General features: G+C 72.4%; 16 protein-coding genes, 1 tRNA gene and 1 pseudogene. 13 read left to right on the top strand and 5 right to left on the bottom strand.

All coding sequences use genetic code 11. The features are described 5' to 3' along the window. Positions 1–121 precede the first annotated feature (121 nt). Entirely contained in the window at positions 122–868 is a 747-nt protein-coding gene (locus ACIRQY_RS13815; RefSeq protein WP_403924967.1) for a hypothetical protein, read from the top strand. A gap of 220 nt (positions 869–1088) precedes the next feature. Here the strand turns inward: ACIRQY_RS13815 and ACIRQY_RS13810 are convergent, their stop codons facing one another. From ACIRQY_RS13810 to ACIRQY_RS13800, 3 genes are all read right to left on the bottom strand, one after another. Continuing rightward, on the bottom strand, positions 1089–2066 hold the full coding sequence (locus ACIRQY_RS13810; RefSeq protein ID WP_351783129.1) for a DUF5926 family protein: 978 nt from the start codon (positions 2064–2066) through the stop codon (positions 1089–1091). 546 nt (positions 2067–2612) lie between these two features. After that, entirely contained in the window at positions 2613–3215 is a 603-nt protein-coding gene (locus ACIRQY_RS13805) for an ATP-binding protein (protein ID WP_403924964.1), read from the bottom strand. 137 nt (positions 3216–3352) lie between these two features. After that, the gene (locus tag ACIRQY_RS13800; RefSeq protein ID WP_351783123.1) at positions 3353–4174 is read right to left on the bottom strand and encodes a glycerophosphodiester phosphodiesterase; all 822 of its coding nucleotides are present in this window, start codon (positions 4172–4174) and stop codon (positions 3353–3355) included. A 208-nt stretch (positions 4175–4382) separates the two neighbouring features. Here ACIRQY_RS13800 and ACIRQY_RS13795 point away from each other — a divergent pair, with 208 nt between their 5' ends. Then, entirely contained in the window at positions 4383–6050 is a 1668-nt protein-coding gene (locus tag ACIRQY_RS13795) for a S1C family serine protease (protein ID WP_403924961.1), read from the top strand. A gap of 85 nt (positions 6051–6135) precedes the next feature. On the opposite strand, the gene ACIRQY_RS13790 is transcribed toward ACIRQY_RS13795, so the two are convergent. Then, on the bottom strand, positions 6136–7005 hold the full coding sequence (locus tag ACIRQY_RS13790; protein WP_351783118.1) for an MHYT domain-containing protein: 870 nt from the start codon (positions 7003–7005) through the stop codon (positions 6136–6138). Between the two features lie 200 nt (positions 7006–7205). Here ACIRQY_RS13790 and ACIRQY_RS13785 point away from each other — a divergent pair. From ACIRQY_RS13785 to ACIRQY_RS13775, 3 genes and pseudogenes are all read left to right on the top strand, one after another. Continuing rightward, positions 7206–7292, top strand: a tRNA-Ser gene (locus ACIRQY_RS13785). Between the two features lie 167 nt (positions 7293–7459). Beyond that, positions 7460–7846 (top strand): hypothetical protein, encoded by a 387-nt coding sequence (locus ACIRQY_RS13780; RefSeq protein ID WP_403924958.1) that lies wholly within the window; start codon positions 7460–7462, stop codon positions 7844–7846. A gap of 174 nt (positions 7847–8020) precedes the next feature. Next, positions 8021–8368: pseudogene (locus ACIRQY_RS13775) on the top strand (hypothetical protein); the annotation flags it as partial. Here ACIRQY_RS13775 and ACIRQY_RS13770 read toward each other — a convergent pair. Further along, complete coding sequence (locus tag ACIRQY_RS13770) at positions 8338–8871, bottom strand: NUDIX hydrolase (RefSeq protein WP_403924955.1); 534 nt, start codon at positions 8869–8871, stop codon at positions 8338–8340. The pseudogene ACIRQY_RS13775 and the gene ACIRQY_RS13770 overlap by 31 nt on opposite strands. A gap of 548 nt (positions 8872–9419) precedes the next feature. On the opposite strand from ACIRQY_RS13770, the gene ACIRQY_RS13765 reads away from it, so the two are divergent. The 8 genes from ACIRQY_RS13765 to ACIRQY_RS13730 all read left to right on the top strand — a co-directional run bounded on the left by ACIRQY_RS13765 (position 9420) and on the right by ACIRQY_RS13730 (position 16637). Next, positions 9420–9653 (top strand): antitoxin, encoded by a 234-nt coding sequence (locus tag ACIRQY_RS13765; RefSeq protein WP_351783115.1) that lies wholly within the window; start codon positions 9420–9422, stop codon positions 9651–9653. A gap of 350 nt (positions 9654–10003) precedes the next feature. Beyond that, complete coding sequence (locus ACIRQY_RS13760) at positions 10004–10528, top strand: O-acetyl-ADP-ribose deacetylase (protein ID WP_403924952.1); 525 nt, start codon at positions 10004–10006, stop codon at positions 10526–10528. Between the two features lie 405 nt (positions 10529–10933). Then, positions 10934–11239, top strand: coding sequence for a hypothetical protein (locus tag ACIRQY_RS13755; RefSeq protein WP_351783109.1), 306 nt, complete (start codon positions 10934–10936; stop codon positions 11237–11239). Positions 11240–11632: 393 nt separating this feature from the next. Continuing rightward, entirely contained in the window at positions 11633–12799 is a 1167-nt protein-coding gene (locus tag ACIRQY_RS13750) for an acyl-CoA dehydrogenase family protein (RefSeq protein WP_403924949.1), read from the top strand. Next, positions 12796–13854 carry a bifunctional MaoC family dehydratase N-terminal/OB-fold nucleic acid binding domain-containing protein gene (locus ACIRQY_RS13745; protein ID WP_403924946.1) on the top strand — a complete coding sequence of 353 codons (1059 nt, stop codon included), beginning with the start codon at positions 12796–12798 and terminating at the stop codon, positions 13852–13854. Before ACIRQY_RS13750 ends, ACIRQY_RS13745 begins: the two co-directional genes overlap by 4 nt. A 1-nt stretch (position 13855) precedes the next feature. Further along, complete coding sequence (locus ACIRQY_RS13740; protein WP_403924943.1) at positions 13856–15094, top strand: acyl-CoA dehydrogenase family protein; 1239 nt, start codon at positions 13856–13858, stop codon at positions 15092–15094. Further along, on the top strand, positions 15091–15474 hold the full coding sequence (locus ACIRQY_RS13735) for a MaoC family dehydratase (RefSeq protein WP_351783101.1): 384 nt from the start codon (positions 15091–15093) through the stop codon (positions 15472–15474). The genes ACIRQY_RS13740 and ACIRQY_RS13735 overlap by 4 nt, the downstream gene beginning before the upstream one ends. Then, positions 15471–16637 carry a lipid-transfer protein gene (locus tag ACIRQY_RS13730; protein ID WP_351783098.1) on the top strand — a complete coding sequence of 389 codons (1167 nt, stop codon included), beginning with the start codon at positions 15471–15473 and terminating at the stop codon, positions 16635–16637. Before ACIRQY_RS13735 ends, ACIRQY_RS13730 begins: the two co-directional genes overlap by 4 nt. Positions 16638–16673 lie beyond the last annotated feature (36 nt).

Below are 16673 nucleotides of genomic sequence, written 5' to 3'. Positions count from 1 at the left end.
GGCCGACTTCCCGGGAAAACGGGCGTGCGCCCGGCGGGACGACCGCCGGGCGCCGCTATGTTCGCCCCACCGTTCAGGATCTCCGGCCGCGGTCTCCGGCCGAGCAGGGCAGGTGGAGCGCATGAGCCCGGTGAACCTTCGTGTGGTCGGACTGGGTGCCGCCGTCACGGCCGCCGTCCTGCTGCCGCTCGTCGCGATGGCGGCCCGGACGGGCGAACCGGGCGAACCGAGCGGTCGGACGAGCGCGAGGGGAGCCGCCGGCTGGACTGGTGGGGCTGCTGAAGCCGTCGAGTCCGGTGGGACCAGTGGGGCTGACAGGGACGGTGGGGCCGACGCGAAGCCCGGGGGACTGCTGACGGGACTCGGTCTGGTCCCCCGTACGAGCGGCTCCCCCGATTCACCCGAGGCATTCGGGTCCCCCGGCTCCCCCGGCTCCCCCGGCTCTTCCGGCTCCTCCGGCTCCTCCGCTCCGGGAGGGGCCGCGGCCTCGGGGGCTTCCGTCGCGGAGGTGCCGGAGCGGGTCACCCGCTGCGGACCGGAACTCGCCTCCCCGGACGGGGTCGAGGCGCAGACCTGCGTGCTGACGGAGGGGCCCGACCTCTGGGCGCGTACGTACTACCGGAACGCCTCCGGACAGGATCTCGACGCGTTTCTGACCCTCATGACCCCCGGCGGGCGGACCGTGCGGGTCCACTGCGAGGTCCCGGCGCAGGACGAACCCGGGAGCTGCGAGACGCCGAGGGAGCGGGGGCGCGGTGCGGCGACGGCCCATACGGCGGTCGCGGAATTCGCCGGTGCGGGCGAGGGGGGCAACACCCCGCTGCTGTTGCGGGTGGGCAGCAACGCGGCGGACGGCCAAGGGAGTTGAGTCCGTGCCCGGCCGGAGAGGCTGGAAGAGGGCATGGAAACGCCCGATCGCTGGCGACGGGGGATGCACCAGCGACCGGGCTTCCAGAACGGTAACAAGAGATCTGCTGTTCGCAAATTCGATCTCGGTTATTCGGACAGGGATTTACCCGTGCCACCGCCGTGTTGTGGCGGAAGTCACCGACTGGCCGGTCTGTCAGTGACCGATACCGCCCGGGGTATCAGCTGAGAGTGACCTGACGGTTCGTGAGGCCGCCCCGGGCGCGCCGCTCCTCGGCGGTCAGCGGGGCGTCCGAGGCGAGCGCCCCGGCGAGCCGCTCGGCGAACTCGGCGGCGGGCTTCTCGCACTCCTCCGCCGTCATCGACGTCGGCAGGTCCCACACCGGCACCATCAGACCGTGGGCGCGGAACGAGCCGACGAGACGGGTGTCCTCGCCGATCGAGGTGCCGCCGGCCGCCTGGAGGCGGGCCAGCGCGTCGAGGAGCTTCTCCTCCGGGTGCGGCATGACCCAGCGCAGGTGGTTCTTGTCCGGGGTCTCGCACCAGTACGCCGAGTCGACGCCGGTCAGCTTGACGGTCGGGATCGCGGCGGCGTTGGCCCGCTCCAGGGAGGCGGTGACCTCCGGGTCGGCGCCGTCGGCGGACTGCGGGATCCAGAACTCGAACCCGGAGTGGACCTCGGGGGCGAACTCGGCGTCCGCGTCGAGCAGGTCCTGGAGGCGGGGACCCTCGGCGGGCACGCGGCGGCCGGGGACCGGGGTGCCCGGCTCGGCGACCAGGGCGCGCTGGAGCGTGTCGGCGAGGTCGCGGGCGAGGTCGCCGGAGGTGGAGTCGTTCTGCAGGGCGAGCAGCACCGAGCCGTCGTCGCGGCGCAGCGCGGGCCACGCCATCGGCAGCACGGTCGCGAGCGTCACGGACGGGACGCCCTCCGGCAGGCCGTCCTTCAGGGTGAGCGGGACGGTCGCGGCGGGCACCAGCTCGCGCAGCGCGACCCAGTCGCACTCGCCGGGCAGGCCCTCGAAGGGGCGCTGGACGAGCTCGGTCACGGCGTGCGAGGCGGTCCGGCCGTGACACGCCTTGTACCGGCGGCCCGAACCGCACGGACACGGCTCCCGCGCGCCGACGACCGGGATCTCCCCGCTCGTGACCTGTGCCTGGCCGGTCTTGCCGGCCTTCGTCTGGGGGCGCTTCTTGGCCATGGTGTGGCTTTCTCCCGATCGCGGCGGTGCGGTGGCTGTTCCGGCCGCGAGCCTAGCCGTACGGGACACCGCCACCTCTCAGGCGGGCCGCCGCCCGCGCCACGGGGGCGGCGGCGAGGGGCGGTCCCGGACGGGCCGGTGACCGGAGCCGTACGGCGCCCGGCGCCGGAGCGCACACGGTGCGCGGTCTCGCCCGGCGCCGGAGCTCGCACGATGCCTGATCTCGTACGGCAGGCATGCGGTCGGTCGGTCCGTCGCACGGTCGGTCCGTCGTACGGTCCGCGTCGCCGTCGCCCGTCGCGGGGCGCCCGGCCGCTCGGCCTGGACCGCTTCGGTCCGGCAGCGCTGTCCAGATCGTCCGGTCCGGACCGCTGTTCCAGTCGGGACCGCTCTGTCCGGCGCTCTGTCCGGACAGCTCCGCCCGACTGACCGGCCGCCGGATCCAGTCCGACCGACCGTATGACCGGCCGCCTGATCCGGACCGACCGACCGTATGACCGGCCGCCTGATCCGGACCGTCCGGGTCCGACCGCCCGGTCCGGGCCGTCAGTCCAGATCCTCGTACGCGTCCAGGAAGTCGAAGCCCGAGCCGCCGCCGACGCGCGTAGCGAAGTCCTCGCGGCGGTGCCCTTCGGTGACGACCACCCAGACCGTGACCTCGCCGCTCGCGCTGTCCCGTACGCCCCAGTCCTGTGCCAGCGTGCTGATGATGTTCAGCCCGCGTCCGCCCCGTGCGGTGACCGACGGGGTCGACGGGACGGGTCGTGTGGGACCGCCCCCGTCGGTGACCTCGACCCTGAGGCCGCCCGAGCGGTCGACCCGCCAGGCCGCCCGTACGTCCCCGTCGCCCCGGTCCGCCCGCCCCAGCGGTCTGCCGTACCGGCACGCGTTGCTGAGCAGTTCGGAAAGGATCAGGACCGCGTCGTCCACGACCGCGTCGGACACCCCGCTGCGGTACAGCTCGTCCCGCATCCGGTGCCGCGCTTCTCCCACGCCCGCAGGGCCATGGGGTACGGCCATGCTCGACGACGTGGGCACCTCTTGTGCCACCACCAACGCCACCCCCGAGACCTCCTTTGCCCCACGCCACCGTGTGGATGCCCCATTGGACTGGACCGGAAACCGGCCAATCCGCGTGGGATGAGGCACTCGTGACGATCGCGTACGTACGGAACGCGCCGGTGCACACCCCCGCACGGGCTCCGCCCCTTGCGGCACAAGGGGAAGAAGGGTACGGAGGCGCCTCGGGAGGGGGCGCGCGGGGACGGTGGGGAAGGGGGCGGGAGTCAGCCGCGGCCCAGCTGTGACAGCACCTGCTTGGGACGGTTGGTGATGATCGCGTCCACCCCGAGGCGCTCGCAGAGCTCCACGTCCTCCTCCTCGTCCACCGTCCACACGTGCACCTGGTGCCCCGCCTTCCGGAGCCGCAGGATCACGGCGGGGTGGTGCCGCACGATCCGGATCGAGGGGCCCGCGATGCGCGCGCCCGCCGGGAGCCTTCCGTCCCTCATGCGCGGCGAGACGAACTGGGCGAGGGAGACGGTCGGCAGGGTCGGCGCGGCGGCGGCGATCCGGTGCAGGGAGCGGGCCGAGAAGCTCATGACCCGTACCGGGGACTCCTCGGGGGACGCGGGTGCGTCGAGCCCGAACCGGCCGAGGAGCTGGAGCAGCTTCTCCTCGACCTGGCCCGCCCAGCGGGTGGGGTGCTTGGTCTCGACGGCCAGTTCGACCCGGCGCCCGGCGTCGGAGACCAGCTCCAGGAGGCGCTCCAGGGTGAGGACGGAGGTGGAGCCGGGGTCGCGCCGGTCGGGGCTCTCCCCGGAGTCCTCGCGGCCCTTCCAGGTGCCGAAGTCGAGCGTGGCGAGATCGGCGAGTTCGAGGGCGGAGACGGCCCCGCGGCCGTTCGAGGTGCGGTCCACGCGCCGGTCGTGGACGCAGACGAGGTGTCCGTCGGCGGTGAGGCGTACGTCGCACTCCAGGGCGTCGGCGCCGTCCTCGATGGCCTTCACATAGGCGGCCAGGGTGTGTTCCGGTGCGTCCTCGGATGCTCCACGGTGGGCGACGACCTGGAGGGGGACGCGGGGCGGGTGCTGCCGTGCGTGAGTCACGGCGTCATGGTGCCATTGGCGGGGCGGGACGGGCACCCCGGAGGCTGTCCGTTCTGTCCGTATGTAAAAGTGGGGGTGCGGACGCACAGCTACGGCTTACGGTGGCCTGACGTCCTGTGGGAAAAGCTGGTGCAGCACCCTGGAGCCAGCAGGTGGCCCCGCAGGTACCACCCACCCGACCCCGCGCAGTCAACGAGGAGAGCGAGCTGTGAGCACCGAGAACGAGGGCACGGCGGTTCCGGCGGACCAGGCTGCCCCGTCCGCCCCTCAGCCGCCCCCCTCGGCGGCGGACCCGGACCTGACCAAGCCCCTCCCGACGACCCCTGACCCGGCCACGGAGACGTTCCCGGCGAGCCGGTCGACCTCTGACCCGGACGCCCGGACCATCCCGTCGGGCCCGGAGCCGGTCACCACCCAGGCGTTCCCCGCGGGTCCGCCGGACGCGGAGCCGACGCGGCCCCTGCCGACGCCTCCGCAGCCCACCCAGCCCCCGCCGGCCCACCCGGCGGGTGAGCGGGAGCGGACCAGTCCCCTGCCGACGACCCCGGCCTCCTCCTCGGCCCCGGTCCCCCCGGCGGCGGCGCCCTCCCCGGCCCCCGCTCCCGCCCCGGCCGCCCCGGCCCCCGAACCGGTCGCTGTGGGGGCGCCGGGCACGGTGGCCGGAGCGGCGGCCGGCGGCTGGCCCCCGCCCCCGCCGGCCGTACCGGCCTGGGGCGCTCCGCTCCCGCCCGGTCCCCCGGCCCCCTCGGGACCGCGCAGGCGGACCGGCGGCCTCGTGGCGGCGGTCCTCGTCGCGGCGCTCGTCGCGGGCGGTGTCGGCGGCGGCATCGGCTACTGGGCGGCCGAGCGCGGTGACAACGGCCCCAGGTCGACGACGGTCTCCTCCGGTGACGCCCCGGCGGCCTTCAAGCGGGACCCGGGCACGGTCGCGGCGGTCGCGGCGCAGGCGCTGCCGAGCGTGGTCACCATCCAGGCGAAGTCCGGCGGCACCCAGGGCGAGGGCGGTACGGGCACCGGCTTCGTGTACGACCAGGAGGGCCACATCGTCACCAACAACCACGTGGTGGCGTCGGCGGCGGAGGGCGGCACGCTCTCCGTGACCTTCCCGGACGGCAAGCGGTACGACGCCGAGGTCGTCGGCCGGGCCCAGGGCTACGACGTGGCCGTACTGAAGCTGACGAACGCGCCGAAGGGCCTGAAGCCGCTGCCGCTGGGCGACTCGGACAAGGTCGCGGTCGGCGACTCGACGATCGCGATCGGCGCGCCGTTCGGCCTTTCCAACACGGTGACGACGGGCATCATCAGCGCCAAGAACCGTCCGGTGGCCTCGGGCGACGGGAACGGCGGCGGCAACTCGTACATGAGCGCGCTGCAGACGGACGCGTCGATCAACCCGGGCAACTCGGGCGGCCCGCTGCTCGACGCGAGCGGCGCGGTGATCGGGATCAACTCGGCGATCCAGTCCACCGGCAGCGGCTTCGGCCAGGCGCAGGCGGGCTCGATCGGCCTCGGCTTCGCGATCCCGGTCAACCAGGCGAAGAACGTGGCCCAGCAGCTGATCAGGACGGGCAAGCCGGTCTACCCGGTGATCGGTGCGACGGTCACGATGAACGAGAAGGGCGAGGGCGCCACGATCGCGCCCCAGGGCTCCGGCGGCACCCCCTCGGTCACCGCCGGCGGCCCGGCGGCGAAGGCCGGTCTGAAGGCGGGCGATGTGATCACGGGCTTCGGCGGGCACCAGATCGACAGCGGTCCCACGCTGATCAGCGAGATCTGGACGCACAAGCCGGGCGACTCGGTGAAGGTCACCTACGAGCGGGACGGCAGGACGTCCACGGCGACGGTGGTCCTGGGCGAGCGCACCGGCGACAGCTGAGCGGTTCGCACGCGGGCGCGTGCGGAGCGCGTACGGGAACGGGAAGGCACCGGGCGGGTCCCGGTGCCTTCCCGTTCGGCGTCGCCTATCGGCCGGGCTGCTGCTGTTGTCCCGTGGACGAGTACGGGCCGGGGGCGCCCCAGTTGTTGTCGGCGTTCAGGGTGGACTGGAGGTCGCCGATGTCGAGGCGCTGGACGGGCCGCGCGCCGGGCTCGTCGTCGCCCATGATGAGCATCGGGTCGAGCATGACGACGGCCGCGGCGAACACCAGGAAGATCAGCGGCCCGACGAGCAGCGGCAGCACGTCGAAGGCGGTGGTGCCGGTGGGCGCGATGGTGGCGTGGGAGCCGTGGTCGACCCGGACGTCCATGGCGGCCATGCCGGTGTAGTGCATCCCGGTGACGGCGACGCCCATGATGACGCTGGCGCCGAGGCTGGCGGCGAAGCCCCGTACCGAGACGGCGGCCCAGAGGGCGGCGGTCGCGGCGACGACGGCGATGAGGATCGACAGGGCGACGACGCCGGGGGCGTACGACACGGCGCCGTTCATCCGCATGGCGGCCATGCCCAGGTAGTGCATGCCCGCGACGCCGAGCCCGGTGAAGAGACCGGCGGCCCCCAGCGGCAGCGGCCGGGTGCCCCGGTAGCCGACGGTGAAGACACCCGCGCCGACGACGAGCACGGCGACGAGCAGGCTGAGGAAGGTCAGCGTCCCGTCGTACGTGATGCGCGTCTCGCGCACCTGGAAGCCCAGCATGGCGATGAAGTGCATGGTCCAGATCCCGCACCCGATGGACGCGGCCCCGAGCGCGAGCCACCCGGGCTTCCGGGTCCGCCCGTGCGCCAGCGACCGCACGGTGCAGCGCAGTCCCAGTGCGCTGCCCAGGCAGGCCATCACATAGCCCACGAGGGGTGTGACCATGCCGTAGCTGAACCCGTCGATCGTGCCCTGCACCCTGGGAACCTCAGTTCTTCTCAAGAAACGCGGAGATGTGGCGAACGGGACTCTAACCCGGCGTTTCAGTTGATCTTCACGCACCCAGGACATGCGGGACGCGACCGCCGGAACCACCGCAAGACCTCCCCGCCCGCCCCCGCCCCGTCCCCCCACCCGGTACGCTGTATCCCGCTCCGTCCCAAGCGGCCGGAAGCGAAGGTGGGTTGCCCGAGCGGCCTAAGGGAACGGTCTTGAAAACCGTCGTGGCAGCGATGTCACCGTGGGTTCAAATCCCACACCCACCGCGCACGGCGAAGGCCCCCGACCGATTTTGCCGGTCGGGGGCCTTCGCCGTGCGCGGTGCCTGTTGGTGACCGCTGCTCTCCGTGAGTCCCGATCTATCGGACACGGATGGGGCACGGCTGCTCTGAGCCCCCTCCCGTCGTCCGGAGGCGCGTGGCAAGATCAGGCGATGGCAGACGAGTATGTGCGGTTCCAGTCGGCCACGTCCGACGAACGAGGTCAGTTCAAGGGCGTGTTCGGTTTGGTCAACAACCTCGCCCGCGACGGACGGCTGACGGCTGAGCAGAATCGGTTCCGGAGCGAGAACAATGCCTGGTACGACGCCGCATATACGGACCCATCCACCGTTGACCCGAGCGTGTACGACCCAGCTGTCAACGCTGGAGCCACGGCCTGGTTCAAGCCTTCGGCTACCCATCTAGTCGAGCGCGTGGCGGGCTACCTGGAGATCCTCGGAGCGCACGGTGTGGATTGCCACGCGGTGAAGTCGACTGACCCCGGGCGGGTGATCTACGAAGACGATGTGCAGATCGTCGTTGTCCCTCACGTGTGCTGATGCGGCAGGCGCACGCCCTGTGCGGCTCGCCTGAGAACCCAACCGCAACCCACCACTCAACCCCGGCTCCCATTCCGTCTGCCGTCGACCCACACACCGTGGAGTCGGCGCGGTGCCGGGCGTTTACTCCCCGCGTTCGTTGATCGAGGACTACTGGCGTCGCGACGACGAGCGGGCATCGCGCACGGCCGTCTCGGCGAGGCGTCGATCGCCGAACCGTTGATCGCGGACGCGCTGGAGCGGGAGGACCCCGTGAATCAGCGCGGCAGGGCGTTCCATGCCTTCTGGTTGGCCCGTACGCAGCTCCAGCGGGGCAAGCTCGACCAGGCGTGCCACACGGCGACGGATGCACTGGTGCCTGCCGCAGCCGTGTCGTCCGAGCGGGTGACCGGGCACCTTCGCGAGTTCTACGAGCAGCTTGCGCCGTATCGCGAGGTGCCGGCCGCAGTCGCCTTCGAGGCACGCCTACGAGCGATGTTTCCGCCGCAGGGTCAGCGAACCCCTTCGTCCATCAGGACGTAGAGCAGGCCGACGAGGGAGCCGCTGCTGACGATCTCGCGGCGGTCGATCATGCCCCGGATGTTCACCAGCGGGATCCACTCGATCCGGTCCGACTCGTTCTTCTCGGTCGGCGGCCCGTCGTACGTGGCGCCGTCGGCGCGGAACAGGTGGTGCTGGGAGTCTGTGATGCCGTTCGCCGGTTCGGCGTAGATCAGCGGCTTCATCGGGCCTGGACGCCAGCCGGTCTCTTCGAGGACTTCACGGGCGGCAGCCTCGCCGGGGGTCTCGTCCGCTTCCACCAGGCCCATGGGCAGTTCCCAGGCCCACGCATCCGTGATGAAGCGGTGGCGCCACATCATCAGGACCTCTTGGCGCTCGTTGATGACGGCGGCCACGGCCAGGTGGCGGAGCTTGACGACGTGGTGCTCCCAGCGGTGCCCGTCCGGCGTCTCGACATCGGTGAGCCACAGGTTCACCCATGGGTTCTCGTAGATCGGACGTTCCCCGTGGATCTTCCACTGCATTTCTGCGGCCCCTCTCGATCGGCCTCCAGCATCGCAGAACTGGGCTGAACTGCGGCCGGGTACAGGCCAATTCATGTCATAGTGACGAATACTGCGGCGCTTTCGAGGTCCGTTCGGGGTCAGTGGACCGGGCGGGGACCGCCGAGGGCTCACAGGGCTCCGGAGGCACAGGAACATGCAGCTCAGCCACGGGGTAGGCGTCTTCGGCGGCGCCCTTTCGAGAACCGTCGTGGCAGCGATGGCACCGTGGGTTCACATCCCACACCCACCGCAGTGGGTCAGCCGTCGTGCTGACCGGAAGGGGCACCCCGGGGACGGGGTGCCCCTTCGTCGTGGGGTCTGGGGCATTCGACCGGTCAGCGGTTGTTCGAGTTCTCCTGGGCTTCTGCGTGCCGTCGGGGTGGGTTCCGGCTTCTCGGGGGTCGCGGCTCGGGCCTCATGTGTGAGGTGGGGGTTTCCGGTGGTTCGTGGGTGTCCTGCGGATGCGGTATCCGTGGGGGAAGGCGATGCTGGGAGGGTTCGAGCCGCTGAAGCAGGAGGGCCGGAGGATGTCTGTGCTGGACAAGCTCAAGGGGTTGCTGAAGGGCCACGAGGACAAGGCCTCTCAGGGCATCGACAAGGCCGGTGACTTCGTCGACCAGAAGACGCAGGGCAAGTACAGCAGCCAGGTCGACACCGCCCAGGAGAAGCTCAAGGAGCAGCTCGGCGGGACCGGCACCCCGCAGCAGGAACCCCCGTCGCCGCCCCCGCCTCCTCCGCCGCCCACCTCCCCGCAGCCGTAGCGGGAGCGCGGTCGGTCGCTCTCTCGTCGGGCTGTGGCTGTGGCTGTGGCTGTGGCTGTGGTCGTGGCTGTGGTCGTGGTCGGCGTGCCAGTTCCGCCTTCCGGCCGTTTCTGCCCGCTGCCCGCTGCCCGCTGCCCGCTGCCCGCTGCCCGCTGCCCGCTGCCCGTGGCTGCCGTCGGTCGTTTTCGTGCGTGGCCTGCGTCGTCGTGTCGTGGCGTCGTTCTCAGGGGTGTCCCCGAGGTGAAATCCGGGGGCGCCCCTGAGGGGTCTCCGGGTTCAATGGGCGCTCGGGCGGGGTGCGGTGGGGCCCTCGTGAGGGCGAAGTCGGAAGAGAAGGCGGGGGTTTCGTCGTGGTGCGGATCGTGCTCGTGCGCGGGGACATCACCCGTGAGACCGTCGACGTCATCGTCAACGCCGCCAACTCCTCCCTGCTCGGCGGGGGAGGAGTCGACGGTGCCATCCACCGCGCGGGCGGGCCCGAGATCCTCGAAGCCTGCCGGGGCCTCCGTCGCTCCCACTACGGGAAGGGCCTGAGGACCGGTCGGGCGGTGGCGACCACGGCGGGCCGGCTCCCGGCCCGGCACGTGATCCACACGGTCGGTCCCGTCTGGTCGCGGGACGAGGACCGTTCCGAGCTGCTGGCCTCCTGCTACCGGGAATCGCTCCGGGTCGCGGACGCGTCGGGCGACCGGACCGTCGCGTTCCCCGCCATCTCCACCGGGATCTACGGCTGGCCCCTGGACGACGGGGCCCGGATCGCGGTCGAGACGGTCCTGGCGGCCCGTACCGATGTGGAAGAGGTCCGCTTCGTGCTCTTCGACGCTCCGGCGTACGCCGTTTTCGAGGCCACCGTCCTTCAGGCGGGTCAGAAGTAGGAGTTCTTTCGGATTCCGCAGATCCGTTTGATTTTTCTGGACCCGGGACTCGCTGTCACATTCCGCCGAATCGGCGGTTGGCGGGAAATCTGCCGAAACGCTTCCTCCCCTGCGACGCAAAGGCCGTGCCCACACTCGGACTCCTCCATTCCGGTGAGCCGGGCTTTTCTTGTGCTGACCTGGTTTATCGACTTGTCCTCACGCTTGCGGGGGAATGGGGCGCTCCGGGGTGGTTCGCCAGGGATTCGGTGGGCAACTCTGGATTCGCGACGTCGAGCAGAAAACACCGGGGTGGTCGGCCAACTGCCTTGGGAACGGCCGTACTTCAAAGTTCCAAGCAGCTCCACAGCAGTTCCGCGCAGTTCCGTGCATCAGCACCCGCTTTCAGTTCCCGGAGGAACAGACATGGCAAGCATCCGTACCGTCCGCGTTCTCGCCGCCACCGCCGCCCTGCCCCTCGCCGCCGCGCTCTTCACCGGGGTGGCCCAGGCCGACAACGGCGGGTTCGCGAACGACGGATCGAACACGAGCGTCGCCAGCATCATCGGCAGCGGCGTGGGCGGGAACAACCACGGCAACTCCACCACGACACAGCAGGTGGCGACCGGTGCCGGCGCCTCCAACCAGAACAACACGGCCAGCGTGAACGGCTCCGCCTTCACCCACATCTCCCAGACCAACGCGGTGGTCAACTTCCACCCGTGGTGGTGACCAGCGGCACGGAGTCCGGCCCGACGGGGGGCGTGACCGTGGCGTGAACGGCGGCCCGCACGAAGGTACTTCGGTACCGGAGTGCGGGCCGCCGTGCTGTCGTCGGCCACCTCCGGGAAGCCCGCTCGGCCCACCGCCGGATTCCGGCGCCGCGAGGCCCTTCGCGCCCGCCCTTCGCGCCCCGGCGGCGCCCCCGCCCCGCACCTGGGCCCCTCCACCACGCCCCGCACCCGGGCACCCTCCACCCCGCCCGCATCCAAAGCGCGCCCCGGCCCCGTCCGAGCGGCCCCGCCCGGCCGCCCGGCACCCACACCCCCGGTCCCCGGCCTTGACACGACGAGGGAATCTGACGGACAGTCAGAAACCTCAGTCGTCCCACGGGAGGCCGTCTCCGTGCACCTCGCCCCGACCGGGCGGCAGCTGCGGCTGCGCGCCGAACTCCGCGCGTACTTCCGGGACCTGATGCCCGAAGGGCCGCCCCCCGCCGACGACATCGCCGCCCAGCGCCGACTGCTCCGCCGGATCGGCGCCGACGGCCGTCTCGGGCTCGGCTGGCCCGAGGAGTACGGGGGCGGGGGCCGGGGCCCCGACGAGCAGTTCGTCTTCTTCGACGAGGCCTACCGCGCGGGCGCACCCGTCTCCATGGTCACCCTGAACACCGTCGGCCCCACCCTGATGGCCTACGGGACCGAGGCGCAGAAGAGCCGCTTCCTGCCCGGCATCCTGCGCGGCGAGACCGTCTTCGCCATCGGTTACAGCGAGCCCGGGGCCGGTACCGACCTCGCCTCCCTCCGGACCCGGGCGGTCCGCGACGGGGACTTCTGGCGGATCGACGGCCAGAAGATCTTCACCTCCAACGCCCAGAACGCGGACTGGATCTGGCTCGCCTGCCGTACGGACCCCGACGCGCCCCCGCACCGGGGCATCTCCATCGTCCTCGTCCCCACCGACGCGCCCGGCTTCTCCTGGACGCCGATCACGACCGTGGGCGGACTGACCACCACCGCCACCTACTACGACGGGATACGCGTCCCCGCCGGGAACCTCGTCGGGCCCGAGCACGGCGGCTGGGGGCTGATCACCAACCAGCTCAACCACGAACGGGTCGCGCTCGCCGCGATCGGGATGCAGGCCGAGGACTTCTTCGCCGCCGCGCTCGACCGCGCCCGCGTCCCCGACCCGGTGACCGGCCGCCGCCGGATCGACGAACCCTGGGTACGGCTGCGCGCCGCCGAGGCGCACGCCCGGCTGGCCGCGACCCGGCTGCTCAACTGGCGGCTGGTGGGGGACGTCGGCGCGGGCCGCCTCGCCCCCGGGGACGCGAGCGGAGTGAAGTTCGCGGGGACGGAGTCGGCGGTCGAGGTCTACCGGATCTGCCAGGAGATCGCGGGCGGCGCGGGGACGGTCCGGGCGGGCTCGCCCGGAGCGCTCGACGGCGGTGAACTGGAGCGGATGAACCGGGCCGCGCAGATCAACACCTTCGGAGGAGGCGTGAGCGAGGTGCAGCGCGAGATCGTCGCCATGATGCGGCTCGGGATGAAGGGGAGGAGCCGCCGGTGACCCGGGAGACGGAACGGGACCCCGACCCCCTCCACCCCCTCCTCCTGGCGTTCGAGGGGCGGGCCGCCGCCGTCGGCGGGACCGGGAAGGACCCCGTCAACCTGCCGATGATCAGGCACTGGTGCGAGGCCGTGGGGGACGAGCACCCCGCCTACCGGGGCCCCGGGGCCGTCGCGCCGCCGACCATGCTCCAGGCCTGGACGATGGGAGGTCTCTCCGGGCACACCGGTCCTTCCGGGCAGCACACCGGCACCTCGGGTCAGCACACCGGTCCTTCCGGGCAGCCCACCGGCCACTCCGGGCCGACCGGCCGCGCGTCCGCCCACGACGAGCTGTTCGCGCTCCTCGACGGCGCCGGGTGCACCTCGGTCGTCGCGACCGACTGCGAGCAGGAGTACCTGCGCCCGCTGCGGCCCGGCGACGACATCACCTTCGACACGGTCATCGAGTCCGTGTCCGGGCGCAAGACGACGAAGCTCGGGACCGGGTACTTCGTCACCACCCGGACCGATGTGCGCGCCGCCGGAGAACTCGCGGGCACCCATCGCTTCCGCATCCTCAAGTACGCGCCCGCCGCCCGGCCCCCCGAACCGGAACCGAAGCCCCGGCGGCCCCGGCCCGTGATCAACCGGGACAACGCCGGTTTCTGGGCGGGCGTGGCCGAGCACCGGCTGCTCGTCCAGCGCTGCGGCGGCTGCGCGGCCCTCCGCCTGCCCTGGCTGCCCGGCTGCGCCGACTGCGGCTCGCGGGAGTGGGACACGGTCGAGGCGAGCGGCGCGGGGACGGTCTTCTCGTACGTGGTGATGCACCACCCGCCGTTCCCCGCCTTCGATCCGCCGTACGCGGTCGGTCTGATCGAACTCGTCGAAGGCGTACGGATCATCAGCAACGTGGTGGGGGTTCCCCACGACGAGGTGCGGATCGGGATGCCGGTGCGGCTGGAGTTCCTGCGGGTCGACGAGGACCTGGAACTGCCCGTCTTCCGCCCGGAAACGGAAGCGGAGACGGAAGCGGACGCGGACACCGAAGGGGATGAAGGGGAAGGGGAGCGCTGACATGGACTTCACCCCCGGCGAGGAACAGTCGGCCGTACGGGAGCTCGCCGCCCGGATCTTCACCGACCTCTCCACCCACGAACGGCTCAGGGCGGCGGGCACCGGCACGGACCCCGAGCTGTGGAAGGCGCTGTGCGCCGCCGGGCTCCCGGCCGCCGTCGAGGAGACCGGGCTGCTGGGCCTGGTCCTGCTCCTGGAGGAGCAGGGGCGGGTGACGGCCCAGGTGCCACTGGCCGTGACCTGCGCGTACGGGATCCTCGCGGTCGCCCGGCACGGGACCGGGGCACAGCGCGCCCGGCTGCTGCCGGGACTGCGCGACGGTACGACGGTGGTGACGGGCGCGTTCCCGGCACCCGGCACGGTCACCGCACGAGACGGGAGCGCGGACGGTCCGCCGACCGGAGAGAGGGGCGGGTGCACGGACGGTCCGCCGGCCGGAGAGCAGGGCGGACCGCTCGACGGAAGCCCCGCCGGGCGACGGGGCGACGGAAGCTCCGCCGCGCGGCGGCCCGACGAGGGACCGCACGGACGGCCCGACACGCGGCCCCCCGGACTCCCCGGCGCACCTCCGCAGCCGTACGCGCACGCGCTGCTCGACGGCACCGTGCCGTGGGTCCCCTGGCTCGGGGACGCCACCCATGTCCTCGTACCGGACCGGGAGCACGCCCTGTGGCTGGTCCGCGTCGAGGACGCGGCCGGGACCGAACCCGTCGAGCTCACCGCGCCCTGGTCGGCGGGGCGGCTCGTCCTCGAAGGGACTCCGGGGGAGCGGCTCGGCGGCCCCGGCGCGTACGCGGACGTGCTCGCCGCCGCCCGGACCGCGTTCGCCGGTCTCCAGGCGGGCGTCTGCGCCGGATCGCTGGCCAGAGCCGTCGAGTACACGGGCGTACGGGAACAGTTCGGCCGCCCGCTCTCCACCCATCAGGCCGTCCAACTGCGGGCCGCCGACGCGTACATGGACACCGAGGCCATCCGGGTCACCGCCTACGAGGCCGCCTGGCGCTTCGACGAGGGGCTGGCCGCGGCCGGGGCGGCCCTCACCGCCGCCTGGTGGGCCTCCGAGGCGGGCAAGAGGGTCGTGCACGCCGGGCAGCACCTGCACGGCGGCACCGGCGCGGACCTCGACCACCCCGTCCACCGCCACTTCCTGTGGGGCCGGCAGCTCGACGCGTACCTGGGCTGCGGCACCGAACTCCTCGCCGAACTCGGCGACCTGCTCGCGGAAGGAGAGCCGTCGTGAAACCCGGGGACGAACTGGAGCCGCTGACGGTGCCGATCACCCGCACCCTGATCGTCGCCGGGGCCGTGGCCTCCCGCGACTACCAGGACGTGCACCACGACGCCGAACTGGCCCGGGAGAAGGGCTCCCCGGACATCTTCATGAACATCCTCACGACCAACGGCCTCGTCGGCCGGTACATCACCGACCGTCTCGGCCCCCGCGCGGTCCTCCGCAAGGTCGCCATCCGTCTCGGCGCCCCCAACTACCCCGGCGACACCATGGTCCTCACCGGCACCGTGGTGGAGGTGGACGGGGACACTGCCCGGATCAGCGTCGCCGGGGCCAACGGACTCGGGCACCACGTCACCGGCACGGTCACCGTGGAGGTGCCGGAATGAGCGTCCGCCACCGGGACGGGCTCGGCGGGCGGGCGGCCGTCGTCGGCATCGGGGCCACCGCGTTCTCCAAGGACTCGGGGCGCAGCGAACTGTCCCTCGCCGCCGAGGCGGTCGGCGCGGCCCTCGCCGACGCCGGGCTCACCCCCGCCGACGTCGACGGCCTGGTCACCTTCACCATGGACACCAGCCCCGAGATCACCGTCGCCCAGGCGTCCGGCATCGGTGAGCTGTCCTTCTTCTCCCGCGTCCACTACGGCGGCGGGGCCGCCTGCGCCACCGTCCAGCAGGCCGCGCTCGCCGTCGCCACCGGGATCGCCGAGGTCGTCGTCTGCTACCGGGCGTTCAACGAGCGCTCCGGGCGCCGCTTCGGCTCCGGCGTCCAGCGGCGGGAGCCCTCGGCCGAGGGCGTCGCCCTGGGCTGGCAGCTGCCGTTCGGGCTGCTCACCCCGGCCTCCTGGGTCGCCATGGCCGCCCAACGGTACTTGTACGCCTACGGGTTGACCCCGGAGGTGTTCGGGCACGTCGCCGTCACGGACCGGCGGCACGCGGCCCGCAACCCGGCCGCGTACTTCCACGGCAAGCCGATCACCCTCGCCGACCACGCGGCCTCCCGCTGGATCGCCGAACCGCTGCGGCTCCTGGACTGCTGCCAGGAGACCGACGGCGGGCAGGCGGTCGTCGTCACCTCCGTGGAGCGCGCCCGCGACCTGCCGAACCCGCCCGCCGTGATCATCGCGGCGGCCCAGGGCGCCGGACGGAAGCAGGAGGCCATGACCAGTTTCCACCGGGACGGCCTCACCGGGCTGCCGGAGATGGGCGTGGTCGCCCGGCAGCTCTGGCGTACGTCCGGACTCGCCCCCTCCGACATCGACGTGGGCATCCTCTACGACCACTTCACCCCGTTCGTCCTGATGCAGCTGGAGGAGTTCGGCTTCTGCGGGCCCGGCGAGGCGGCCGGTTTCGTCGCGGCGGACGCGCTGCCCCTGAACACCCACGGGGGGCAGCTCGGCGAGGCGTACCTGCACGGCATGAACGGCATCGCGGAGGCGGTGCGGCAACTGCGCGGGACCTCGGTGAACCAGGTGCCGGGGGCGGCACGGAGCCTCGTGACGGCCGGTACGGGCGTTCCTACGTCCGGGTTGATCCTGGGCACGGACGGCTGAGGCGAGGGCCTCCGGAGTGGCCGGGCGGCGGCAGGG

This window comes from Streptomyces sp. NPDC101490 (assembly GCF_044767145.1).
In the GTDB taxonomy this organism is placed as follows: domain Bacteria; phylum Actinomycetota; class Actinomycetes; order Streptomycetales; family Streptomycetaceae; genus Streptomyces.
Note: the sequence above shows the minus strand (reverse complement) of the source record. Positions and strands in the feature narration are given on the sequence as shown.